This is a genomic window from Nocardia sp. AB354, from assembly GCF_049538315.1.
GTDB lineage: Bacteria > Actinomycetota > Actinomycetes > Mycobacteriales > Mycobacteriaceae > Nocardia > Nocardia nova.
This window is the reverse complement of the sequence record NZ_JBMVFU010000035.1, coordinates 13162-37392: the sequence shown is the minus strand read 5'-3', so window position 1 is coordinate 37392 and position 24231 is coordinate 13162. Positions and strand designations below refer to the sequence as shown.

The window sequence follows — 24231 nt, the reverse complement described above, 5'->3', positions numbered from 1 at the left end:
CGGGTTCGGCCCGCGGATGATCCGCTGCACTCGCCTGATCGACTTGGTCAACACCATGGACCCCAAGCTCGTCGCCGCCGCTTTCGGCATGACCGCCGAGGCGACCATGATCTATCTTGGCCGACTTCGTCGACCTGACCCGACTGCTCAACCCGTGAAACTTCGGCGCCAGTACGCACAGATTCGCGCGAACATGTGCGCTTTGGAGAACGCTTCGTTCGAGGCGATCGCGACAGAATTCTTTTCCTCGCGTTCGGTCAAAACCTGGAACAACAGCTCGGCGCCGCGCTTGTCGAGCTCCATATATCCGAGTTCGTCAAGGCAGAGAAGATCGACTCGCCCGTAGCGGGCGATCGTCTTGGCCAGCACCTTCTCGTCGGCGGCTTCCACGAGCTCGTTCACCAGTTTCGTTGCCAGAGTGTATTTCACGCGGTAGCCGCGCATCGCGGCCTCGGTGCCCAACGCGATCAGCAGGTGGCTCTTGCCCGTCCCGGAGTCACCGATCAAGCACAGTGGTGTGCCCTTGCGCACCCAGTCGAAATTAGCGAGGGTGTTGATCACGGCAGGGTCGATGTTCGGGTTGGCGTCGAAGTCGAACGTCCGCAGCGATTTGTCGCGCGGGAACCCGGCGGCGCGGATGCGGCGTTCGGAGCGGCGCCGCGCCCGGTCGTCGCATTCGACGAGGAGCAACTCGGCCAGGAATGCCCGGTAGCTCATCTGGTCACGGGTCGCGGTTACGACGATGTCGTTGAACTGGGAGCGGATGCTGGGCAGCCGCAGCATCCGGCATGCCTGGTCGACAGCGGCGTCGGCGGCCTGATCGGTCATGCCGTGACGGCGCGGGCTCGGGGTGGTCATCAGGAATTCCCTTCTGCGGTTCTCGGTTTGGTGATGCGCAGCAGCTGGTCGTAGATGGCGACCGACGGCAGGGGCCGGGTGTCCGGCGGCAGTTGCGCCAGGCGGCGCGCGGTCAGCGACGGAACCGGATCCGGATCGGGTTCGTCGAGATCGACCACACCCGGCAGCCGCAGCGCGGCTTGCGCGGCCTTGCGGGCCTCGAGCGCGACCGCGTCCACGGTCAGCGCGCCCGCGCGCAGCGCAGCGTCCAGGCCCGCGACAACCTGGTCATGGGCCATACTGCGGTGCAGCAAAAGCACTTCGATGATCGCGCGGGTGCCGTCACGCTCGCCGTGGGCCTTGCGGACAGCGGCCCACCACGCGTCGTGGCTCTTGGTGAACTTCCCGCTCTGGCGGGCTTGTTCGAGAGCGGTCGCGCCCGCCAACGCGCCGGGCTTACGGACAAGCGCTTCGAGATAGTGATCGAGTTCCACGCGCGTACGCGTCTTGCCGATCAGACGTTCGTGGCGGGCGATCTCGGTGCGGCCGTCGTAGACGACCAGCCAGGACGCGTGCAACAGGATCCGGACAGGGCGGCCGATGAACCGGATCGGAACACTGTATTTGTTGGTCCGCGCCGCGACCATCGAATACCGATCCACCCGCGTGGCGAGCCACGACCCGGTCTCGAATTCCTCGGTGGGCAGCCGTTTCAGCGTCGGCGCCTCCAGCGCGAAATGCTCGCCGATCGTGCGCGGACGAGCTCCGATCCTGCGATTCAGATCCTGGGTATCCCACTGCTCGACAAGCGCATTGAGCTCCTCGAGGGACTCGACCTTCGGGACCGGAACGAAGTGGTTGCGCCGGTAGTACCCGATCTGGCCCTCGACACCACCCTTCTCGTGCGCGCCCTCGATGCCCGGGATGCAGTAGAACGGATCGTCGATGCCGTAATGGCTGCGGAACGCGGTCCCACGCTGCGATTCGGTTCTGGCCCTGCTCAACCCGAGAACCTTCGCCACCGCGGCCTTCAAATTGTCGTAGCGGATCTTCCCATGCGGCACCCCGCCGAGCACGGTGAACGCGTGGACGTGCCCCTCCAGAAACGCTTCCTGCCCGCCCGAGGCCGATACTCGCTGAACAGAGCGGCCCGACAACGACATCCGCAGCGAGAACAGATAGAGCACGATCAGCTCACCGCGCAACTCGACGGTCACCTCACCGAAATCGACCTCGGCTTCCGCACCCGGACGGTGGGTCTGCGGGATGAACACCTGCGGCGGTTCGCGGCCGGCCTCGACCCTGAACTGCGGCTTGCGCTTGTCGACATAGTCCCGAACCCGCTGATAGGACACATCGTCCATACCGTGCTCGTCGATCAGCCGCTCGTAGATCCGTTTGATCGTGTGCCGCTGCTTGCGCGGCGCGTCCAGATCCGCCCGCAACATCTCGTCGATGAACCCCTTGAACGGATCCAGCTTCGATACCCGCGCCGGATACTCCTTGCGCTTCTCAGGGAACGCCGATGTCAGCGCGGCGTTGACCGTGCGGTAGCCAACGTTGTACTTGGCCTGTAGATCCCGGCCCGACATGCCCGCTCTCGAGTCCCGGCGGATCGCCGCATACAACTGCGCCTTGGATTGGTTCGGCGGCACAGATCCACCCCTACGGGCCGTTGCATACTGATAGCAGGATGATCTTGCCACTGCAACCCGTCAGTGGTGTCAAAATTCGTGGATACCAACACCTTTCGCGCCGGGGTGCTGTCGAGATTCACCGATCAACGGTGTCGTGATTCACGGATAAAACCAGTTGCGCGTGGCAGATGCTGCCGCCCTCGTTCGGTGTCAGCGTCCCGACCGCGCATCGCCGGTTCACCGTGTGGACCGAAACCGGGCTCTGGCGGCGATTACACCGCGCTGTGCTGGATGAGCTGGGTGGCCGAGGCTTGATCGACTGGTCACGTGCGGTGATCGACGCTGCGTCGGTGCGGGCGGAAAAGGGCGACCTCTGACCGGGCCGAGCCCGGTCGACCGCGGCAAATCCGGCTCGAAGATTCACGTCCTGTCCGATCGTACGGAAATCCCTCTGTCGGTGGGCATTTCGGCCGCCGATACCAATGACGCGCAAGCGCTGCGGCCGCTGGTCAAAGCGATCCCCGCCGTCCGATCGCGGCGCGGGCCACGCCGGCGCAGACCCGCCAAACTGCACGCCGACAAAGCTTATGACGCTTCCGACCTGCGAATATGGGTGCGTGATCGAGGTATCGACGTCCGTATCGCCCGCAAAGGGGTCGAATCTTCCGACCGACTCGGCCGTCACCGGTGGGTGATCGAACGCACGATCTCGTGGATGACCGGCTACCACCGGCTCAATATCCGCTACGACCGCAAAGCCAGCCACTTTCTCGCCTTCCTCACCCTCGGCGCCGCTCTGACAGGCTTCAAGAAAATCGCGAAATCACCCACATAAGACACGCTCTTAGGTGGCGGCGCCCAATACCCCCACCGCGCCCGACGACGTGATCGCCTTCGGGCGCGAACACATTGCGCGGTTCGGCATGGTCGGACGCTGACGTCGAACATGCCGAATCCGGAAGTATGTGCGCCGCGTGGCGTACAGTCCTACCGGCCGGAGAGGCGCGCAGGATGCGCGGTCACCATGGCTGATGGGCACCATCGAGAGACAAGAAGGCACCCGTGGCAGGATTGCCGTCGAGCTCTTTCAGTGCCAGCGCGATGGACGCGCCTGCCTCGTCTGCCGACAGGGGGCCGGCTTGGTTGTTCAGATCGGTGGCAACGTAGCCTGGATCGATAGCATTCACCGCGATGCCCTCGGATCGCAACGTCTGCGCGTAGACAAGCGTGATCGCGTTGAGTGCTGTCTTCGAGGAGTTGTAGGCAAGAAGGTTGGCGTACTGCCACATCGGCGCATTGGGATCAGACAGGGACGCCATTGAGCCCAAACTGCTGGAAACATTGACGATGGAAGCGGATGCCGACCTGCGCAGCAAGGGGATCATGGCATTGATGACCGTTACGACGCCGAACACATTCGTCTCGTAAGTCTCGCGAAGCCGGTCGATCGGAAGGTCGGTAGGCGCATGAGGTCGATCGCGCGTGATGCCAGCGTTGTTGATGAGGACGTCCAATTTACCGTACTCATGCTCGATGAGAGATGCCGCGGCGATGACTACATCAGGTGCGGATACGTCCATGTGAATGAACCGCGCTCCGAGTCCGCAGGCTGCCAGCTCCGCCGCCGCGGCAGTGCCACGTTCTCGGTCTCGGACGCCGAGGAGCACGGTGTGACCCGCTTGCGCGAAGGCTCGTGCCGTCGCGAATCCGATGCCCTTGTTGGCCCCAGTGATCAAGATGTTTTTTACTGTTTCAGTCATGCCGACACGATCGCAACCGTGGAGCATCTGCGGGAGAGCACCGTCGAGACTGGTATCGACGATCCCACGATCCGGCGACCGTCTTGCGCAATTATGAGGTGTGGACAACTTCGACCGAGCGGCCCTGGCGACGTTCCTCCGGCACCGCAGAGCCATCGTCAAACCCGCAGATGTCGGGCTGGAAGTCGGACCGCGACGTCGCACGCCCGGGTTGCGCCGACAAGAGGTTGCGGAGTTGGCAGCGATGTCCGTCGATTACTACATCCGTTTGGAGCAGGGGCGGGGTCCTCGCCCCTCCCTGCAGATGCTCACCGCGATCGGACGGGCACTGCAACTGTCCTCCGCCGAGCGCGACTACCTGTACAACCTCGTCGGCGTCACTTCGAGCCCGCCGACCGAGCCGAGCTCGGAGGTCCGATCCGGCATCCTGCAAATGATCGAGCGACTCGACGAGACGCCGGCCTTGGTTTGCAACGCCCGCTATGATGTTCTGGCGTGGAACGCCATGGCAACCGCACTCCTCGGCGACTTCGGGTCGTTGCCTCCAGCCGAACGCAACATCGTCTGGCGCTTCTTCACCGATCCAGCGGCACACGCGCGACACGATGCGGCGGGCGCCGAGCAATTTGCGCGTGAGTCGGTCGCCGACCTCCGCGCAGCCCGGGCCCGGTACCCCAACGATGAGCACCTTTCGAAACTCATCCGACAGCTCCAACACGTCAGCGCCCAATTCCTTGATCTCTGGGAGAAGATCGAGGTAGAGACTCGCCGATCCAGTCGAAAACGCCTGCGGCACCCGTCCGTTGGTTGGATAACTCTCGACTGCGATGCCCTCCACGATCCCGAACGCGACCAGTGGGTCATTCTCTACACAGCAGCAACTGGTACTCCCGACAGGGAAGCACTGCGTCTCATCAAAGTTATCGGCACCCAGAATCTCACTTCTCACACCTAGCCTAGCGGCGAAGCCTGTGCGAGGTCGGCGCAGGAAACTTTCGTGCAAACGTCGGCCTACTCGCGTTCGGTATGGCGCCAATACCGTTCGCGGTGACGTCAGGTTCAACACAGGCGGGACTGGGTATCCAAGACAATGCAGCCAACCTAGTGCTACCGGGGAGCAATCTCGGTCGAGACGTTTGACGGCAAGCAATATGGTCAAACCGCACAAATCGGCCACAACAATGTCGCAATCAGTATCAAAAGTGTCTGACGCACTCCTCGATGCCTGAGATCGACAGTATTAAACTCATTGCAGTTGAGCGCTCTCTCGCGAACGAGGTTCACAATTTCTCCGCGCGCAAGCGCCGCAGCCCCGGGAGCGTCGTCCAATCGTTCTTGGAGCAAACTATGACTCTCACCCAGATCACCGCCCGGCCGTCCATTCCCGAGTATGTCGGTACCGACCACCCGCCCCTTTCAGGTGCCCCAGACATACGAGCGCGAGCCGTGGCCTCTACCGCGCGGACCGCGAACTGGGGGCACCACCACTGACGGCCCGCTCAAGCGATAAACCGATGCACCTACACAGCAGACACTGCCGCCTCTTCGAGTACACCATCACTACGCGGAACCCTTACGCGGCCGGTCTGACCTCCGAGGCGATTGGCACGACGACTACGTTCTTCGATTGCTTGGCGACGACCGTCAGCATCGGACCGGGCGACCTGTACACCGTCCCCGCGGCTCTTCGCCCAATTCGAGCCTTGTCTGCCCACCCGAGTGTCACGCAAATCGTCATCGAAGGGCTGACGATCCTGACGCCGACCTGCGAGCGGAGCCCAGCACACAAGAATTTCGACGTGTTGTCACAGCTCGCAGACGCGCTGGACATCCTGGATGAACTCATTGAGCGATTGGAACACCAGGGCGAACGCGTCCACCTGATTCCCTACGGATGGAACACCGAAACCCATGCCTATATCGCTGGCAAACCAGGCTCACAATGCATCATGACGCTCACGGCCGATGCCGAGAGCGGAGACGAATATTACGATCTTCGGCAAAAGAATCAGCCGTTCGAAAGGAGGTCACCCCTGATATTCAATTGCAACCCCAAGCCATGCCCGCAGCATTCCCGACGCCGCGCAGCGGATTTGCTGGACATTCGGTAGCAAATTCCGGTCTTTCTTAGGAGATTTACAACCTTGTTGAGGAGATTCAAGTGCCAGTTGCCCGAATAAGCCCAGTCATGACGTCACAGAATACCCTTTCGATATCGCATTTCAAATGAACGTCGCGGTGTTGATTATGGACCGGACCGCGGAGTTCGGTTTGGCGGCAGTCCTGGAAGCCTTCGACATGGCGAATGCCCTGCGGAAAGAGTTCGACTCTCCACCGGAGCCATGGAGCCTGCAGGTCGCTTCGCTGACCGACGCTGCGCGCACGGGACGTGGGCATCTCGTTCCGACAGTCCCGCTGTCGAGCCTTCCGTCGGCGCTGGATCTGTTGATCGTGCCAGCGGTCAACGCGCTCGACGCTGACGACCTCATCGCTACGGTTTCCTCGGCGGCTAATACTTCGGTACTACGATGCATTTCCGAAGCTGCCGACAGAGATGTTCACCTTGCTGCCGCGTGTACCGGCACCTTCTTTCTTGCCGAGGCCGGAGCCTTGGATGGCACTCGCGCGACTACGAGTTGGTGGCTAGGGCCAGCCTTTCGCCGACGCTATCCACACGTCGACGTTCAAGAGGGAAACATTCTGTGCCGCGACCGTCGCGTAACAACCGCCGGTGCCGTACTGTCCCACCTGGACCTTGCGTTGTCGCTTATCGCGACCCGCAGCCCCGCACTGGCCGAACTCACGGCCCGCTACCTTCTGCTCGGCCAACGCCAGACTCAGGCCGAGTTCGCGTTGCCCCAGGTGATCGCCCGTGGAAACTCTCTGGTTGCCGCGTTCGAGCGGTGGGCCCGCGAGCATCTTAGCGAGCAGTTTCGCCTCGTTGACGCCGCTCACTCCCTGGGCGTCACCGTGCGCAGTCTTCAGCGCGCGACGCAAGCAGAGATAGGCATGTCGCCGAGGGATTTTATCGACGAAATTCGACTGGAGCGTGCGACCCAACTTCTACGAACGACCCATCTCACCGTTGAAGCCATTGCCGCCAGAGTCGGCTACTTGAACGCCAGTACACTACGTACACTCTTTCGCCGGCGGCGCAACCGGACCATCGCCGAGATCCGATCCTCTCCGATGTCTTGGGAGTCGCACGTCACTACCTGAGAACGAATGTGCTTTCCGAGCATGATTTGGCGTACTCAAAGACGGTCGATTCGAGGCACGTAGCAACTCCGATTACCGACTTTTCGGTAACAACAATACCCCGAAGCTCTTGCAGCCGATTTGCGCTCCGCTCGACACCACGAGACGGCATCGCCGTGTTCGAAACGGACAGAAGCTGAATAGAATTTATTCCCAGGCCTGGCAACCAGTACAAAAATCGCTATCCTCGATCATATACAGTTTTCTAGAGAGAAATTTCGGAACTACAGATAGGTACCGCCATGGATTGGCTGGCACATTTTATAGTCGGTCTCACCAGCTCGCTCTCGGCCGCAGCAGTCGGTGAACACTGGTAAACTCGACAAAAAGAGCGGAGCGGCCCGGCCGGGCCGCTCCGCTCTTTTTTATTGCATGAGGCCCTTTTACTGGCCGACCATATCGAAACTCGGCGACCCCTTGCGTGGAGCTACCGCTGTCGCAAGCAGTTCTGTGAATGTCCGATGCGACACTGGCTGGACGCGAGAGTCATGCCACAATGTATATCCAGGTCCCGCAATTCATCGCATGATAGGCAGATTTCTTTGGTTACTCGACCCTCAATCTACTGGCGTGAAGACGTTGAGCGGGAGGCTCGCGAACTCGCTTCGGGAGCAATCGATCCCGACGACGCAGTCATCGCCGAATTGTTCCCGGAGTCTCTGCTTGCGTCCACCGATCAGGCATTGTCGGCCTTCGAGTGTGTGCTCAAAGGCTTGGCCGACCCAAACGACGAGCAGCTGTCGGCTCTCTTGGAGCTGACCACCCGTGCTCTCAATTCGATCAATACCGACCACGGCGGCGACGCATATGAAACGGACGAACGAGAGCAGCTGTGTGCCTTCCTCGAAGAGAGCCTGGTGGATGCAGGATGTGACTTAGATGCCTTTGCCGCGCGCAACTCCATGACCCGTCACCAGATAACCGATCGATGGCGAGCGTGGTGACACAGGCCACCCCGTGGTCGACACGGCAGGACACGCCGCCGAACATGTCGAACGGCGCACCCGAGGTCATACGCATCGCACGCTTCGATGCACAGGAGGAGGGCCTCACCTTTCAACCCGAAGTAGGCCGGCAATCACCTCGACGACGGCAGTGGCGAGGAGGACGGAGAGCCGGCCAGGGCACATGTACCGGACATTCCGCCTTTAGAGACGCCCTGCGTTGCGCGTGAGTTGCGTAAGTGCGGCCACCGACGCCCAAAGAGCATGCAGCAACGCCACACAAGTCGGACCAACGAGATGAAGACAGGAACTTCGCCGCTTCCGGTCCGAACTCGCTGCGATCGTTTTCATCCTGGTCCATGAGTCGTTTCACTAGCCATCGCTGGCCCGTCCGGCCGGCCAGATGAGTCGATCCACTCAGCTAGGCACACCCGCACTGCATCGCGTCGAGCCGCTGCTCGGCGCCCAAGTCGAACGCACCCACCTCCCCAATCAGGAGATCTGCAGAGCTCGTCTTATTGCCGCGGGTGAGTTGCCTGAACCCGCATTCCGGAACTGAGCGGTGGTTATCGACCGCGTGACCCGACCATCGGTAGTGGGTGAGCACTGCCCGAATCGATCTTCGTTTGCCGGCGACATAGTCCACGGACGCTGGCAGCGCGCGCCTCGATTTGAGCGGATCATGGAGCCCTGCACAGGGTTTAGGTCTTCGGTTTAGGCCGGTTGTCGGTGGTGACCGATGGAACCGTAACGGTCGGGCCTTGCCGGTGTGACGCTGGCTGTCGCGTCGCGCTGGTCTCCTTCTCCGAGGCCTGCGTGGAGGAATGCTCGAAGTCCAGGGCCTGCGCTGCATCGGCGGTGTCCGCGGTCTCGGTGGGCCGGCCGGTCCGCCAGGGCGTCGGTCGTGCATCGAGCCGGGCGAACACTCTGGGCTCGGATTTCGGCGGAACACCACCGCCGGACCATGGCGTTCCGGACTCGGAGGCCTCCTTCGTTGTGGACTTCCTGCAAACCGTCTTGCTGCGAGCGCGCTTTCGCCATGGGGTGACGCGTTGGTCGGATCCCCGGCCGGCACGTCCCCCGAGGCTCGACTGGCTCTGCGACGACGGATCGTCGGCATCGCCTGCCTGCTCGGGGGAGCTGCGCAACCAATCCTGCCCCATCACCGACGAGGGGGGCCCCGACGGAGTCGCACCCCACGGTGCCTGAAGATCGGACACCAGACTGTGCGGGGCATAGCGTCCGGGTGTACCGCCGGCGTCGTACTGGGCGGTGACGCCAGCCTCGGCCCTTGCCGTCGGTCCATCCGAACTTGTCCCGGACGCGACATGCCCGGGACTCGGTGCCCCGCCATGAAGACCCGCTGCCACATGACCCCCACCCGCGTCCGACGTGCGATCGCCGATCGCCGAATTTGGTTGTACACCAGCCACTCCCGTGTTCGACACAGCATCCGAACCCGGTAACCGGCCTGCGGCAGGGTGAGCTGGATACCCCGTAGCCTCAGCAGCCGCCCCGGACATGTGCGTGCGAGAGTGATCGGGCAGATATCCCGACGAGAGCGGATATTCAGAAGAGATATGGGCAGGGCCTTGCGTGCCGGAGGTGACGCCAGCCGGGGCCGTCGGTGAGGTATTAGCCACCGGTGCAGGGGTGTCGTCGTCCGTCATGTCCGACGATCCCACTCCCACAGAGGGATCCACGGCAGGCACGCCGCCGCCACCGTTGTCGAAGATGGGGGAGGCGAAGTCCAGTCCCGCGATCTTTTCCGCGAAACCCGATGCCTGCCGCAGGATGTCATCGGCCAGCCCGTCCAGGACACGACTGGTGTGGATGACCTCGTCGGGCTCGATGTATAGCGGCTGCTCGGTCGAACCGGGTGGCGGACCCAACACCTCACCCGCGAGGTCATCCGCTACTCCCCGGACCATGCGGTCGATGACATGCTCGAGCGGCTCGATCGCTTTCCCGATGACCTCGAACAGGATGTAGCCGATAAGCGCCTGCTCCATGACCTGGCAAATCTTGCGGGCGGCCGCGGCGATCGCCTGCTCGATCGCGACCGACAGACCGCCCGTCGCGATTGTGGCGGCCATCGCGGCAGTGTAACTGGCTGCCAGCACAGCGAGTTCGGCCAGCACAGCGACTTTTGTCACCACGATCACCCCAGCAGCCGCGTCCAGAGCATCGGCCACCAGATGGCACGCCGCATCCAGATCAGCCATATGGGACTTCGACCTCCGCGCCCAAGCCGCGACCAATGCCTGGTAGGAATACCCGGAGTACACCTTTCCCATATCGGCGATCACACCGGTCGCGGTATCGTGCGTATCCGCCACGCCGTTCGCGAAATTCCGCACATGAGTCCCCAGCGCGCGGACCTGATCCTCGTTGATATCCGGATACGGCACACCAATGTAGTTGAGAAACAACGCCACATCGTACGGAATCTCTACAGCCATGGAACGCGTGCTTTCCCGGTCCAACTTACACCGGCGGGAAGAGATAGGAGATTCGTCACGGGTGCACCAGCCTGGGAGAATCGAACGGCCCCCGGAAGGCCGACGAGGGCGGCCGCCGACGTGGCCGCCTCAGCGAGTGTCAGTCTTGCAGTTTCGATTGTTGGTTCGCTTTGAACTCCACCCATGGAGATCCAACGGGGAGACCGGCTGCACTGGCTTCTACCTCCGAACCGAACCCATGGAGGGTATCGCCACTCTGTCTTATATGCCCGACCTCGCCGCCTCCGCCGTTTGTCATCTCAAGAATCAGAGTGTTTTCAGTAGCGTGCACAGTGAGGCCTATTCCCGCTGAGTGCAAGGACTCGCTGGACTGCAGCGCGGCTGAATTACGCGCTGAGAAGCACGAGAGTTGGATAAGATCAGCCGTCGGCGCACCTCTTACTGCCTGCTTGAAGTATTTGTTCGCAGCTAAGATCGTTCCGTACGTATCGCCGTCGACTCGCATATCTATCCATCTGCCGAACCTTGTGTGCGGAAGATTTTTTCCGACCTGGATATAATAGACATTTCCGGTAGCGTGCGCATCCGCAAAGATCAGATCTTTCCCACTATCAGATGACCATGGCGCCGTAGCTTGTCCAATCTCGTCCCACCGCGAACCAGTCTGATTATATTGCCGATATCTTCGGCCCACTTCCTCGCGCGCCTCGACTGTAAACGTCATCGGCGTTTTCGCATCCGCGAGTTCTGCCGGGAACCGAACACCGATGACCTTTTGGTCACTGCTGAGGATCGGCATGCTGCGCACCTCGTCCGGTGTGAAGCTGTACAGGCGCCCGGTGTAGCAACTTTGACCGGAAAGACTCGGAGCCTGGGAATCGAAGTTCGCGATCGAGCTGACGCCCTTTTGGTCAGCGAAGACAAAATTGTCCGAAACCTTGCGCAGATCGATCGCAAAACCGCGCAGACCGGATTCCAGGGCATCACCCGCGTCTGCAGCGACAGCGCTGAGCCGTGCAGTTATCCGAGTCAGTTGAGCGGTAAGCACTACCAGTCCTTCAAGTATTGGGAAATAGTGATCGCATTTAGTAGCAGGATCGAAGGATCACCCCCGTCCACAGCAGACTCTCAAGCCGAATATCCTTCTCGGAACGAGATTCGCCACTTCTTCGCAACTCTCGTGCTCACTCCCGCGCAAACCGCCATAGGCCGCCTACACTGGTTGAAACCAACGTCGAAGACACCAGCAACGCGCCCACACCAGTCACTACCAGCGCCGATCCGCAAAATTCAACTGATCACGAACTCGTCCTAAGTATTAGGTAGCTCCAGCCTGGAGACTGTCCTCTACTGCGACATCTGGTCGACCGAGGCCGGCCATCTCTTCACGCATCATTGTGTAGCAAAATTCCCGGAAGTCGACACCCGCGCGGTCAGGCGGTACCCGGCAAGTCCAGCTCGCGCTTCACCAGAATCTCGGATCGAGTGTTCCGCCTTGCCTCAGGGTGCCGGAAGGCGGTGCACCCACCCGGCGACAACTCACATGCGCTAATCGCGTCGAGATGGCATTGGAGCAGTAACTTCGAGGTGTATGCCGTCGGGGTCGTTGAACGCCAAGATCGCGATACCGAACTGATTGATTTCTGTGACGTCGCCGTGTCGTATCCGGGCTTTGTCCAATTTTTGAACGATAGTGTGCAAGTCATCGATCGTGTTTACGGCAAAGCTGACGTGGTCGAGACCGACCCGCTCGGAATCGAAATGGTCATCTCGGTTTGCCACTGGCCGGAGGCCGAACAGCATGCCGTTGGTTTCGAATACGACGCCGCCATAGAGCTGGGCGGGATCTGTGCGTACAGCAGGATTCTCTGGGCTGCCAGTTGATTCGGCTACAACGGTGAATCCCAAAACATTTTCGTAGAATGCGCGCGAGCGGTCGATGTCGGTAATGGTCAGCCGAAAGTGGTGTATACCGGTTGTGTGAATAAGAGTCAAGAAGAGCTCCAGACAGAGTTGGACGATGCTCCCAGGACTGCCGAATCGGCGCAGGTCTCCGATATTGCGGCAGACAAGACGAGCAAGGAGCACACTATTTCGGCTGAACCACTCTCACCAGTGCCACACCGGACATTTCCGACACCGGTCGCGACACGTGACAGACCATGGCAGGGTCGCTATAGATGTAGAGGACAACTGAGATGGCTTGCCGAAGGCGCGACTGGGCAGATCTCACTGTGCCCGAACTGTTCCCGAAGGAGCGGGGGATCACGCTGAATCAGACCACGGACGACTTCGGGAACCACCCGACGACGTTATCGAAATGGATGTTTCAAGCCGAGATCGGCGATGGGTACGAGCTGGCCACAACTGGTGCAGAGTCGGCTGAGTCGCGGGATGCCCGCCGCCGAATCCGGTCGTCGGAGCGAGAAAAGCAGGGGCTCCGTCGAGGCCGCGGCGTATCCGTCACAAGCTCAACCAGCCGGCCTGCCGGTGACTGCCCGAACCCGTTTACCGGCAGCGAGCTGTCGCATACAGTACCTCAAATGTCTGATGCGACTATCGCCCGGCCTTTCCCGGAGTCATAGCCTTCCTGGTGTACCAGCTCGTCAACTGGTTTGTCCTCTCAACTGTCGCACTCCCGACCGAGCATGGGACGACAACGCCAGGCCATCTGCGGAGCCTTCCATGCTTATCCTTCACACTCCGCCGGTTACCGAGGTCGCACCCCTGTCAGGTCTCGAATGCCGCCAGAGTTGCATGCGTTGCTCCGCTGCCCCTATCGCACAGCAACTGTTGACAGTTTTCGGTCCACCGCACCTGAACCTGACCGTGTGCACCCGAAGCGACAGTGGGCCAGGAAGAAAGCGTACGACCCCATTCGTCTCATTCGGCGGGCCGTGCACCATACGCACCATACGACACATAATCGCGGCAAACTCAATGCACAGCCGCGTCATCCACGTTCAGACTGCGCAAAGATCGCTTACATCGGGAGGCACGCAATGACCCGTACGACAACTCCGATGCCAGACGGGCCCCGGCTACCGACCGATAAGCTGTGCGTGCGCAAGGCGATCGGCCCGAGCGGTGTCCCGCAGGTTGAACATCGTGCGTCCGCTGTCGCAGAGCCAACGATTCACCTGGTTAGCGTTACTGCGAAACATCTTCCGACGCTATAGGTTTCGCCATGCTGTCGACGACCTACGAAGCAAGACAACACGTATGACCCGCATCCAAGGGCGCCGCAAGCAGTATGCGACTCGCATTTCGATTATGCGTCGAGAGCGGCTACCAGCGGACCCTCGGTCTGTCAGCGCCTCCGGTGTCGCTCATAGCGCCGACTCGACGACCAGCGCTTCGAAAGTTCGAATGCCGTCAGGAAACCCTCTGGATACATCCTGCGACGGAATGCGCACAGCCGGACGCTACGGGGCAAGAAAGCACCTGTCAGCATCCGGGGACGTGCACGTCAGAATCTGGCTGCACGGCACAGCTTTCGACTACAGAGCCAGCGCGATGGCAGCGAGGATGCTCGTTTCCGATTGGTTTCGAATGCATTGGTGCGCGGTCGAAGTCATCTTCCGGTCTGCAGAAATTGATCTACCCGAAGCCCGGCTACCAAACGAGCGACTCTTCCTCGGCCTCTAGACGCCGGTTGCGAATCGGCACGAATATCAAAGCGACTACACGAAAGCACCTCGAATCAAGGTGCAGTGCACCTCTATTACGACAGCAGGAAATATTCAGTGCAACTTTCAGCACCCCCTTCGTCAGAGACTTTCTATCGCATCACGGATATTGCCAGGTCAGAGAGCGAACTGCTACGCCACCTAGAAACGTTTATCGACATGATGCGCTCCGAGGAGCCGTATGCGATAGGTTTCCCGGGCAATCTGGACTTCGAATTCAGCCGATTATCAGGCCTCTTGGACATCTTCGTGAATAATGTCGGCGATCCAAGTGGCATCGAAAAGTCTGCGGTCAGCTCCAAAGCGATGGAGTGCGCTGTCGTCGAATTCATAGCTCGTCTCGCCAATGCTGATTCTACAGAAGTATACGGCTATATAACAGCGGGCGGCAGCGAAGCAAATTTGTTCGGTCTCGACCGTGGCTGCGAGGCCCTTCCGCAAGCCTCGATCTATTGCAGCACTGCCGCACATTACTCGATCGCGAAGAATGCTCGCCTCATGCGAAGGCAGCTGGTCGCGGTCGACACTGATGCAAGCGGTCGAATCGCTCCCGACGCTCTCGAAAGGGCATGCCGACGAGCAGAAGGCCGCGGCGCTGTCGTAGTGGCAACTATCGGCACCACTATGAGCGGGGCAGTCGACGATGTCGACGCAATCGTGACGGCGGCAGCGGCCGCCGGCCCTGTATATGTTCATGCTGACGCCGCGCTCAGTGGGCTGATCGTGCCGTTCACCGAGATCGCCGAAACGTGGGGGTTTGCGCGCCCCGAGGTCGGCAGTATCGCTATCAGCATGCACAAAGGTCTAGGCATGCCGGTGCCCTGCGCGCTGGCAATCTGTCGCAACGATCTTGTACACCAGCACATACACGGCGAATACATCGGCGCCGCCGACGCCACACTCGGTTGCTCACGAAGCGGACTGGCTGCAATCCTCATCTGGTACGCCCTGGCCGCGAAGGGAGCCGCAGGGCTAGCGGAAAACGCCCACCGCGCCCTCGCTACCGCCCGTTACGCGAGTAGCCGCCTCGCCGAACTCGGCCTTTCCCCGAAATTGCAACCCTATTCGATCGTGGTCGTATTCGACCGGCCTGCCGAGTCGATATGCCGGAAATATCACCTCGCCACCGAGGGTACGGTCGCACATCTCGTTACCGTGTCACACGTGACGCCGGCAATCATCGATGAACTTTGCAAGGACATACAAAGGTCAGCCGATAATGTTGAGCGATGATGTCGATCCAGCCACTGCAAAACAGGTCAAAGATTGGCTGCGCGAATACGTGGCGCTACCTCATACCGAGTTGGGCCGGCGCGGCCCGGTTTGCCCGTTCGTACGTCCCGCGCTGAAGCGAGACGCAGTGATTCTTTGTTGCGCGTCCTGGCAGCCTGGCGACGGCGCCGATCACCTTCAGCGCATCGCATATTTAGCAATGAACAAATACAACGACCTCAGGCCGACGATCACCCACGGCGAGTTGTTCGCACTCGTGGTCGTGTTGCCTGCGATGCCGCGTGAACAATGGCGTCTCATCGACGCTGTGCATCCGCGTATCAAGAATCGCGCGGTGACTACCGGCCTGATGGTCGGTCAGTTTCATCCCGAGTGCCCTACCCCTGCAATACACAACCCGAGATTTCACGTCAACCGATCACCGATGCCGCTACTCGTCATTCGTCAGATGGCGGTTCACGACATATTGTTCCTCGCCGACGAACCGGGGTGGCTCCGCGCCTACCACCAAAGGTTCCCACGACGAATCGCACCGTAGCCGATGCACCTCCGCAGGCGCATCACCGAGCAATGCGCGCGATTCAGTACTCGCCGACCACTCTCTATCGGAGAGCGCGGTGTAAGCTCGGCGCTTGCCGCACCGACACTGGTGGTACCCCCAGAAGACGTGAATACGTACGAGCCGTAGCCTATCCTCCTGCGCGCTTCATCCGCGTCATCGGGCCGCCCGCGACTGCACTGTGTCCGGTGCGCCGCCATACAAGGACGCGCACAACTTGGATCGTCGCCGATGACTTCGTCGTGAGTGAAACCTCACGGTGTCCAGTGTCGCATCGGGTGCCGAATGTGTCTGATGCGGTGCTCGTTCCGCTGGAGACCAAGGCCGTACCTTTTCCTCATGCCAAACTTGTCCGGTCGTAGTCATTCCAAGGTTGCTTTTTGAATCCAGCCTGGACGCCGAGAACCAGAATGATCGTCGAACAACCGCCGAGACTTCCTTCGGGGCCTCCGACTCCGCAGGTCCGTGAAAAGAATATCGGGCGTTCTTCATCAAACCTCATCGGCGTGATGACGGATATTCCGCTGACCCTTCGTTCGTTCGGCCAGGCCCCTTGCCGCGGTGCGCTGCCGTGTAACACCCGGAGGAGAGCTGGAGTGCCTACTCCACATGCGCCGGGCCGACACGGCAAGGAACGGGTCACCACATCGTTCAGGGTGCCAAACGAGGTGGTGCCGGGGACAGCGATGCCGACCTCAGCTGCGCAATCGTAATAGCTCAAAACAACACGCCGAAACCATGGAGTCGTCAGATATGCCCTTCGCCCGCCTGACCGCGACCGGACCTGACCTGCCCGCTCAGACCCGGGCCGCCCTGGCCGCCGACATCACCGCACTGTTGGAGAAGGACCTGTTCAAAGCGCCGGAAGTCACAGTGGTTCAGATCAACACAGTCCCGGCGTCACACTGGTTCGTAGCCGGCGCAGGCATCAAGAATGCCACCGGGGTCCACCTCGAAGTCGACATCACCGCCGGCACCAATACCGCTGCCGAGCAAGCGACCTTCATCGAGCACGCCTACGCTGTACTGAACCAGCACCTGGGCCTACTGACGACCGCCACGTATGTCGTCTTGCGCGAGCTCGGCGGCGAGAGCTGGGGGTTCAACGGAATGACCCAGATGGCTCGCCGCCGTGATCCTTTTCAGAAGAGCTGAGATAAGACCGGCCCCTGCGGCTTTGGCCCAGAATCAAAGGCAGCCGCCAACGGATATGGCGGCACCAACGGTCATGGCCGGCCACATCTTGGCGCTTGGAATAATGGCCCCCGCAATCCCATTGATGGTCAAAGGGGCAACCGAGTACAGTCACGAGAGAAATTCTGTGCCCGGACAACCAACGCATGGTTGGGCGCGGAATACCGCCGTCGATCACCCGATCGTGAGATCCCATACAGCGGAAACCCTGGCCCGTAATGCGATCAATGCCGCACAAGACAGCGGCGCCTATGAAACGGACGAACGGAAGCAGCTGTGTGCTTTCCTAGAGGAAAGCCTCGTCGAAGCACAACAGTGATGAGCATATTGGTGGCACCTTCCCTGCGATGGGAATCGCAACAATTGACGAACTCCTGCTAGGGTGGAAACATCTCGAATGTGGAATTGAAAACTTGCTGCAAGGACTCGAATTTTAAGGTGAATAATACCCTGCGATGTGAATCGTTGCACGCTGGTTCTCGCCTTTGCCTGCCCTCGTTGCAGGTGAGGCGATTTCTTTCATTGGCGCGGCTTTGACCGGCAAGTAATGCCGGCGCCAGAAGCCGTGCGGCTCGTGACGGCAGAGTCCGGCTGGAATCCTCCCCGGTATCGCGAGCAGCCTCGCCGTGAAGCCGGGATCCGATACTGCGTGTGATCGGTCGGAGGCATCGGGTCTCGGACATCTGCCAATCTCAGGCTATAGCCGTGAGGCGGGCTGCTTGCGTGATGGATTCCATTGCCATCTCTGCGAGTTCTCGGTTGGAAAAATTCTATTGATCATTTGCCTCTGGACTGGAGTTTGATGAATAGCGGTGTCGACTTCATTAGCAATTTTCGCAATCATGTTGAGCGCAACGGCACGAAAACGGCGTTAAAATTTCTCGACTTGGTCGACGGGCAAGTTGTGGAATCTTCTCTGAATTATTCAGAGCTTGATGAGCGAGCGCGTGCGGTGGCAGTGGCGCTCCGCGCACGGTTAGAGCGCGGCGACAGAGTGCTGCTTCTGTATCCTCCCGGGATAGAGTTCGTGGTGGGGTTTATTGGTGCATTGATGGCTGGCATAATCGCTGTGCCCGCCCCGGTTCCGGACGGTCGCACCACCGATCATGAACGCCTTATCGGCATCGCCCGAGATGCTGGCGTAAAGGCGGTGCTTACGTCGTCCGCGTTTGCTGAGATTGTGCAATTCGGGGTATCCGACCTACCATCCGCTCCGTTGGTGTTGGCAACCGACACTGTGTCGGTTGAGGATGCTGAACGGTGGGTCCCGGTCGAAATTGATGGCCAAACGGTCGCGTTGGTGCAGTACACCTCCGGCTCGACCAGCGAGCCGAAGGGTGTGATTGTGACCCACGCCAACCTCAGCGAGAACCAGCGAGAGATCGGCGCGGCTATCTGCTCAAACGAGGAGACTATCGGCTGCGGATGGCTCCCTCACTTCCACGACATGGGTCTGATCGGGCTGATCCTGCATCCGCTGTGGTGCGGCGCCAGTGTTGTGCTTATGTCGCCATTGACTTTTCTCAGACGTCCACAGTTGTGGCTCGAAGCACTGCACAAATATAGGGCTACAATCACGCTTGCACCGAACTTCGCTCTCGCTTATGTCGCGCGGCGCGTTAAGGCCGAAACGATCGTACAGCTTGACCTCAGTTCTGTCGACACAGTTCTCACTGGTTCGGAGCCGGTGCAAGCCGACTCGATCCGCGGGTTTGTCGACTTACTTTCTCCCTGCGGACTGAAGCCGCAGGCGGTCATGCCCGTCTATGGCTTAGCGGAGGCAACTCTGTTCGTCACAGGTGCGTCAGCGGAGGCTGGTCCTGTCGAATACAAGGTAAGTGGCCGTCTGCTAGCCCGAAATATGATCGAAGAAACCACCGATGCATCTGATATGCACTGTCTGGTCAGCAGCGGCCGTCCGCAAAAGATGGAAGTTGCGATCGTCGATTTAGACTCCGAAACCGAACAACCGCGAGGGCGCGTCGGCGAAATCTGGTTGCACGGCAGCAGCATCGCTCGCGGCTACTGGAATAAGCCGACAGAGACCGCCGGTACGTTTGATGGTCACCTGCGCGGCCACGGCGGTTGGCTACGAACTGGAGATTTCGGCGCAATGCTCGATGGGCAACTGTTCGTCACCGGACGGATCAAGGATATGATCATCATTAATGGGCGCAATATTTATGCGCACGATATCGAATTGACTGCACGGCGAGCGTCTCCTGCAACAGCGGCAGGCGTTGGGTCTGCCTTCGGAGTCGGACGGCCGGAACGGCTGGTTCTTGTCCAAGAAATAGATCTCAAACTCCTTCCGCAAGACGAGAGCATTGCGTCCTTGACCGGGAGTATTCATGCTATTCTCGGACGAGAATGTAGTGTTCGGCTGTCGAAATTGATCCTTGTGCCTAAGGGCACTGTCGCTCGAACATCGAGCGGAAAAATCCGTCGCGCACATATGCGCGAACTGTACGAATCCGGAAAGATCGCGTCGATAGAGCCCTCGAAGTCATCATCTGACTGACACCGAGATACACAATGCACCCAACGTTAGGAGCTTCGAATGAGTGATACACCTCTTGATTCCGCTGTGGGCGACCGGTTGGCCATCCTCGTCGGCGAGCAATTGGAAATCGAACCAACTTCGCTCGATCGTGACCGATCGCTGAGCGAGTACGGCGTCTCGTCGGTAGTAGCAGCGGCGCTGGCGGGTGATATAGAGGAGGAATTCGGGGTGACCGTAGACCTCCTCGGCATGCGTGACCATCCGACGATTAATGCGATGTCGCAATTTCTTCGCGATCGGGGAGCCATCTGTTGATATCGGGAGTGACGATTACCACCGCGCCCGCCGCGGTCAAGCGCCGGGCCAGCTCGCGCATGCTCGCCGGGCACGGTGGATTCGGCCCCATCCGAAGGCGGGAATGTCTGAAAGACGGCTCTGGCTCACTTCCGGTGGCTGGCTCGATCGTCTGACGGCACGATGCCTTGGTGGGTGAGGTGAATGTTGCAGTGGGGCTGGTGTTCTCAAGTTTGTCGGCGCTGGCGGTCGACGAGGTTGTGGATGAGGGTTGCAGGCTTGTGGTGCGGGCCCGGACAGCGCCCGGCCCGGCGGTGTGCTGGCGTTGAGGGGAGGGATTGGAGAAAGTCCATAGCTACCACCACCGGATCGTCGCCGACCTACCCGTCGACGGTCGCGGGGTGGTCGTGCGGGTACGAGTTCGACGGCTGGTTTGCTCGACACCGCAGTGCTGCAGGCCTTTCCGTGAACAGGTTCCCGGCCTGATCGAACGCTATCAACGGCGAACTACAGGCTGACCGGCCAGGTGCGTTCGATCGAGAGAGAACTGGCGGGCAGAGCGGCCGTTCGTGTGCTGGCCGCGTTGCCGGTGCGGTTGTCTCGGCACACCGCGGTGCGGATACTGCTGACGATCCCGCTACCAAATCGGCGAATTACTCGGGTAGTGAGTGTGGACGACTTTGCTCTGCAACCGGATGCGGATTTCGGACGCATCCTCGCCGCCTACGGCGGCGTCTTCGTCGCCGGATCCCTGCTGTGAGGCACGGCAGTCGACGGTTTCCGGCCCGACCGCTGGGACATCACCGGCACCGCTATCTGCCTACTCGGCGTCGCCATCATCATGTATGCCCCACGCAGCTGACCTCGATAACAGGCGAGCTGGGACGGCGCGTCTAGGAAGTCGCCGCCGTGGGCTGGTGGAGGTCCGGATGCACGGTCGTGGTGTACGCGCCGACGACGCCGCTGCGAGACGACACTAGATACGCGACAACTTGAGTGTCGTCGGGGTGCAGGTGAACGCTGTCGACCGCGCCGGTGCATTTCTTCGCGCTTCTGGTCATTGACCCACGCAAGACTCGTAATCAGCGATTGGACGGACGAAGACAACCACCGCCGACCGCGTTCCGCACTGGGCTACGGACCCGGCGGGATACACTGTAACCGCACCCACCGATAACCGGCTCTCACTCCTTGCAGACCAACTCAGGAGCCCCGTCGGTTCCAGTTGTTTCGAATCAGCGACCGCTCGGGTGTGAGAGCCTTCGCCAGCGGGGGCCAGCCTTTGATGCGTAGGGCGAAACGTTGCCCGCAGCGGTAATGGCGCCCGCAAATGTTGGGTCCCTGCCGGCGGCAGTTCGGCCTGAGAGATCAACGTTTCGTGGTCCGGCCTAAGCTTGCCAGTCGGATAGTTCGGCAATAGGTTTCGACAAACTGTGGAGGACTGCAACGTGGCGAAGAAAGTCATCGTCGTGCTGATCGACGACTTCGACGGCAAGTCGAAAGCCGAGGAAACGGTCTCGTTCAGCCTCGACGGCGTCGAGTACGAGATCGACCTGTCGACCAAGAACGCGGGCAAGCTTCGTGGCGTGTTCGAGCAGTGGACCGGCCCTGCCCGCAAAGTCGGCCGTATCCCCCGGGGTAAGGCCAGGACCACCGGTGCGCGCACCGCAGCCGACAAGCAGCAGACCGCCGCAATTCGCGAATGGGCGAAGAACAACGGCTACAACGTTTCCAGCCGCGGACGAATCCAAGCCGACATCGTGGAGGCATACAACAAGGCAAGCTAGGGCCAGCCGAACGCGGCACCGGCAGGCCCTCCACTGCGGTCGCGTCATCGACCGCTCGCCGGGCCGCCGCCGGGTGCCGCCGTCGGTCCTCGCCACACCGAGGAACGGTCGCTGCACCGCTCCCCACCGTCCGCCTGAGGCAGGGTGCGTCAAATAGCTTCGCGGGCAAGGACAGTGCGCAGTCGCGGCGATGCGTCTACGCGGCTGATTCCGTCGGATCGTCGTCGACTGTACTGCTTGAATCCCCCTCGTCAGCCAGCTGTCGCGCTGGACTTTCGGGTTCGCTATCGCGGCTGTCTGGATGTTTTCGGATGGCTGACCATGATGCGTTCACTGCCCGTCGTGCGCGTGTGTGGCTGGTGGGCATGAGGTGGGCATAGTGCCTCAAGGTGACCGCGGGGTCGCTGTGGCCGAGATAGTTCGCCAGTTCCAGGATCGAAACCCCTTCGGCCAGGCACGATGACGCGTAGTAATGCCGCAACGCATGCAAGCCGTCGACCCGGTCGCGTTTGGTCAGTCCTGCGCGGCGAAACGCCGCGTTCCACACCGTCACCAAGAACAGGTAGCCGTACATCGGGCGGGAATCGCCTGTCCGTGACATTAGCACGCGAGCCGTGACCGGGCGTCCATCCAGTGTCCGCCACGGCAGCGTAATGGTCACCGGCTCGAACATTTCCATGTAGGCGTCGATCTCGGCGAGAATGTCTTCGGCCATCGGCACGATCCTCGTCTTGCCGCCTTTCGGTGGCGAAAACACGGCCCCGCCCTTCAACCGCCGAATCTGTCGCTGCACGACGAAGACTCCTTCCTTGCGGCGGATGTCGTCGGGTGAGAACCCGAGGATTTCTCCCATCCGCATGCCGCAGCCGGCTCCGAGCGGGATGACGATCTTGTTGCGGTCGGGCAGCGCTGTCCAGATCGCGTTCAGCCGGTCTTCGGTCCAGGGGATGATTTTCGGGCTCGTACCGCGGGGCCGTTTGATCAGCCGCGACCGGCACGGGTTTTCCGGGATCGTATGCTCGGCGACAGCGATATCCATGATCGTCACGACATGATCGAAGATCATTCCCTGCGTGCTCGGATCCAGGCCACGGCCGTTGAGCCACTCCACATAGTCGCGCACCGTGTCCACCGTGCAGGCCCCGGCGATCGAACGGCCGCCGAAGTAGGGAGTGATGTGGGTTCGGGCCCGCTGCGCATACTTCTCTCGGCTGACCGGGTCCGGTGATGTCGCTTTGAGCCACTTAACTATCAGCGGATCGAACGGACGGCGACGAGAGTGGGGGTCGACGTAGCGGCCCATGAGCATTTCGGCGTCGAGCTGTTTCTGGAAGCTCTCCGCGGCCGATTTTTGCTTGTCGGGGAACGACTTCGACCGATCGGCGCCGTCCGGGGTCAGCCACCGCACCTTGTACCGCATTCCCTGCCCGTGGTTGTCGGACTTGACACGAAGCGTCTCGCCCGGGTTGTTCGGGTCCGGGACTTCTTTGAACCATCTGTCCTCTATGTGCGACATCGCAGACCACTCCCCCTATGCGGCGTTGTCGGTGGGCAGTTCACGGAACCAGTCGAGTACCTCGTCGGGCACCCATCTCAAGTGCCTGCCCACCTTCCGGGGCGGCGGGCCGTAGCCGTGGCGGCGCCATTCGCGGACCGTGTCGGGCGTGACCTTGAAGAACTTCGCCACATCGTCGATATCCCAACAATTTTCATCACGAGCACTCTCCCCTTCTCGAGCGCGGTCTGCTTCAGCGCCTATGTCCTTCTGCCGCGTCCGGCCCATGGAAACCCTCTTCTGAAAGTCGTGCGCCCAGGAAAAAATAGATGCCATACCTGCATCCACGCTCCATAGGCCGCCGTTTGTCAAATATTCGCCTCTACGTGACCGTTTCAAGAAATGAAGCCGACAATCCCCTTCCTGCTCATTGCCACGCGAAATGAAACGCATCGCCGAAAAATTCTCGACGGCACCGCAATTCCAGTGCAGTGGGAAAAGCCCTGCTACCACGAATCGAAAGTCACGCTGGAAATTTTCATCCGACGTCAGTTGCGCAGGTAACTGCTTCGTCACGAC

19 protein-coding genes and 2 pseudogenes are annotated in these 24231 nt (G+C 60.6%); 13 read left to right on the top strand and 8 right to left on the bottom strand.

The genetic code is table 11. The features are described 5' to 3' along the window. Positions 1-147 precede the first annotated feature (147 nt). A complete protein-coding gene (locus ACPCUW_RS32710) occupies positions 148-858 on the bottom strand; it encodes an ATP-binding protein (RefSeq protein ID WP_423429138.1) in 711 nt (236 codons plus the stop codon). Then, positions 858-2429, bottom strand: a complete 1572-nt coding sequence (gene istA, locus ACPCUW_RS32705; protein ID WP_423429172.1) for an IS21 family transposase — start codon at positions 2427-2429, stop codon at positions 858-860. The genes ACPCUW_RS32710 and istA overlap by 1 nt, the downstream gene beginning before the upstream one ends. A 215-nt stretch (positions 2430-2644) precedes the next feature. Between istA and ACPCUW_RS32700 the strand changes: the two are divergent. Further along, positions 2645-3309: pseudogene (locus ACPCUW_RS32700) on the top strand (IS5 family transposase); the annotation flags it as partial. 184 nt (positions 3310-3493) lie between these two features. On the opposite strand, the gene ACPCUW_RS32695 reads toward ACPCUW_RS32700, so the two are convergent. Then, complete coding sequence (locus ACPCUW_RS32695) at positions 3494-4234, bottom strand: SDR family NAD(P)-dependent oxidoreductase (RefSeq protein ID WP_423429136.1); 741 nt, start codon at positions 4232-4234, stop codon at positions 3494-3496. A 100-nt stretch (positions 4235-4334) separates the two neighbouring features. Here ACPCUW_RS32695 and ACPCUW_RS32690 point away from each other — a divergent pair, with 100 nt between their 5' ends. The 4 genes from ACPCUW_RS32690 (at position 4335) to ACPCUW_RS32675 (ending at position 8436) form a co-directional block, all read left to right on the top strand. Next, on the top strand, positions 4335-5189 hold the full coding sequence (locus ACPCUW_RS32690) for a helix-turn-helix transcriptional regulator (RefSeq protein ID WP_423429135.1): 855 nt from the start codon (positions 4335-4337) through the stop codon (positions 5187-5189). 676 nt (positions 5190-5865) lie between these two features. Next, entirely contained in the window at positions 5866-6345 is a 480-nt protein-coding gene (locus tag ACPCUW_RS32685) for a hypothetical protein (protein WP_423429133.1), read from the top strand. A gap of 115 nt (positions 6346-6460) precedes the next feature. Continuing rightward, entirely contained in the window at positions 6461-7453 is a 993-nt protein-coding gene (locus ACPCUW_RS32680; RefSeq protein WP_423429131.1) for a GlxA family transcriptional regulator, read from the top strand. A 581-nt stretch (positions 7454-8034) separates the two neighbouring features. Next, positions 8035-8436: a hypothetical protein gene (locus ACPCUW_RS32675; protein WP_423429130.1), complete on the top strand. Its 402-nt coding sequence runs from the start codon at positions 8035-8037 to the stop codon at positions 8434-8436. Positions 8437-9137: 701 nt separating this feature from the next. Here the strand turns inward: ACPCUW_RS32675 and ACPCUW_RS32670 are convergent. The 3 genes from ACPCUW_RS32670 to ACPCUW_RS32660 all read right to left on the bottom strand — a co-directional run bounded on the left by ACPCUW_RS32670 (position 9138) and on the right by ACPCUW_RS32660 (position 12893). Then, positions 9138-10898: a hypothetical protein gene (locus ACPCUW_RS32670; RefSeq protein ID WP_423429128.1), complete on the bottom strand. Its 1761-nt coding sequence runs from the start codon at positions 10896-10898 to the stop codon at positions 9138-9140. A 139-nt stretch (positions 10899-11037) separates the two neighbouring features. After that, entirely contained in the window at positions 11038-11946 is a 909-nt protein-coding gene (locus tag ACPCUW_RS32665) for a hypothetical protein (protein WP_423429126.1), read from the bottom strand. Between the two features lie 500 nt (positions 11947-12446). Next, positions 12447-12893: a VOC family protein gene (locus ACPCUW_RS32660; protein ID WP_423429124.1), complete on the bottom strand. Its 447-nt coding sequence runs from the start codon at positions 12891-12893 to the stop codon at positions 12447-12449. A 1718-nt stretch (positions 12894-14611) separates the two neighbouring features. Between ACPCUW_RS32660 and ACPCUW_RS32655 the strand changes: the two genes are divergently transcribed. From ACPCUW_RS32655 to ACPCUW_RS32620, 8 genes and pseudogenes are all read left to right on the top strand, one after another. Further along, positions 14612-15820, top strand: coding sequence for a histidine decarboxylase (locus ACPCUW_RS32655; RefSeq protein WP_423429122.1), 1209 nt, complete (start codon positions 14612-14614; stop codon positions 15818-15820). Further along, positions 15807-16358, top strand: a complete 552-nt coding sequence (locus tag ACPCUW_RS32650; protein WP_423429121.1) for a DUF6875 domain-containing protein — start codon at positions 15807-15809, stop codon at positions 16356-16358. Before ACPCUW_RS32655 ends, ACPCUW_RS32650 begins: the two co-directional genes overlap by 14 nt. Before the next feature lie 774 nt (positions 16359-17132). Beyond that, positions 17133-17534, top strand: coding sequence for a tautomerase family protein (locus ACPCUW_RS32645; RefSeq protein WP_423429119.1), 402 nt, complete (start codon positions 17133-17135; stop codon positions 17532-17534). A gap of 841 nt (positions 17535-18375) precedes the next feature. After that, positions 18376-20094, top strand: coding sequence for a fatty acyl-AMP ligase (locus ACPCUW_RS32640; RefSeq protein ID WP_423429118.1), 1719 nt, complete (start codon positions 18376-18378; stop codon positions 20092-20094). 39 nt (positions 20095-20133) lie between these two features. Continuing rightward, the gene (locus tag ACPCUW_RS32635) at positions 20134-20391 is read left to right on the top strand and encodes an acyl carrier protein (protein WP_423429116.1); all 258 of its coding nucleotides are present in this window, start codon (positions 20134-20136) and stop codon (positions 20389-20391) included. 317 nt (positions 20392-20708) lie between these two features. Further along, on the top strand, positions 20709-20888 hold the full coding sequence (locus ACPCUW_RS32630) for a transposase family protein (protein WP_423429114.1): 180 nt from the start codon (positions 20709-20711) through the stop codon (positions 20886-20888). Between the two features lie 164 nt (positions 20889-21052). Beyond that, positions 21053-21232: pseudogene (locus ACPCUW_RS32625) on the top strand (YnfA family protein); the annotation flags it as partial. 586 nt (positions 21233-21818) lie between these two features. Then, entirely contained in the window at positions 21819-22157 is a 339-nt protein-coding gene (locus ACPCUW_RS32620) for a histone-like nucleoid-structuring protein Lsr2 (RefSeq protein ID WP_423429112.1), read from the top strand. Positions 22158-22353: 196 nt separating this feature from the next. On the opposite strand, the gene ACPCUW_RS32615 is transcribed toward ACPCUW_RS32620, so the two are convergent. Both ACPCUW_RS32615 and ACPCUW_RS32610 read right to left on the bottom strand, forming a co-directional pair. Continuing rightward, on the bottom strand, positions 22354-23673 hold the full coding sequence (locus ACPCUW_RS32615; RefSeq protein ID WP_423429111.1) for a tyrosine-type recombinase/integrase: 1320 nt from the start codon (positions 23671-23673) through the stop codon (positions 22354-22356). Between the two features lie 15 nt (positions 23674-23688). Then, positions 23689-24228: a helix-turn-helix transcriptional regulator gene (locus tag ACPCUW_RS32610; protein WP_423429109.1), complete on the bottom strand. Its 540-nt coding sequence runs from the start codon at positions 24226-24228 to the stop codon at positions 23689-23691. Between the last annotated feature and the right edge of the window lie 3 nt (positions 24229-24231).

Bases quoted from the DNA above. Each gene is read 5' to 3' on its own strand.
- ACPCUW_RS32640 (WP_423429118.1), top strand. From the start codon at position 18,376: ATGAATAGCGGTGTCGACTTCATTAGCAATTTTCGCAATCATGTTGAG.
- ACPCUW_RS32650 (WP_423429121.1), top strand. From the start codon at position 15,807: ATGTTGAGCGATGATGTCGATCCAGCCACTGCAAAACAGGTCAAAGAT.
- ACPCUW_RS32645 (WP_423429119.1), top strand. From the start codon at position 17,133: ATGCCCTTCGCCCGCCTGACCGCGACCGGACCTGACCTGCCCGCTCAG.
- istA (WP_423429172.1), bottom strand. From the start codon at position 2,429: ATGTCGGGCCGGGATCTACAGGCCAAGTACAACGTTGGCTACCGCACG.
- ACPCUW_RS32695 (WP_423429136.1), bottom strand. From the start codon at position 4,234: ATGACTGAAACAGTAAAAAACATCTTGATCACTGGGGCCAACAAGGGC.
- ACPCUW_RS32710 (WP_423429138.1), bottom strand. From the start codon at position 858: ATGACCACCCCGAGCCCGCGCCGTCACGGCATGACCGATCAGGCCGCC.
- ACPCUW_RS32670 (WP_423429128.1), bottom strand. From the start codon at position 10,898: ATGGCTGTAGAGATTCCGTACGATGTGGCGTTGTTTCTCAACTACATT.
- ACPCUW_RS32680 (WP_423429131.1), top strand. From the start codon at position 6,461: ATGAACGTCGCGGTGTTGATTATGGACCGGACCGCGGAGTTCGGTTTG.
- ACPCUW_RS32615 (WP_423429111.1), bottom strand. From the start codon at position 23,673: ATGTCGCACATAGAGGACAGATGGTTCAAAGAAGTCCCGGACCCGAAC.
- ACPCUW_RS32635 (WP_423429116.1), top strand. From the start codon at position 20,134: ATGAGTGATACACCTCTTGATTCCGCTGTGGGCGACCGGTTGGCCATC.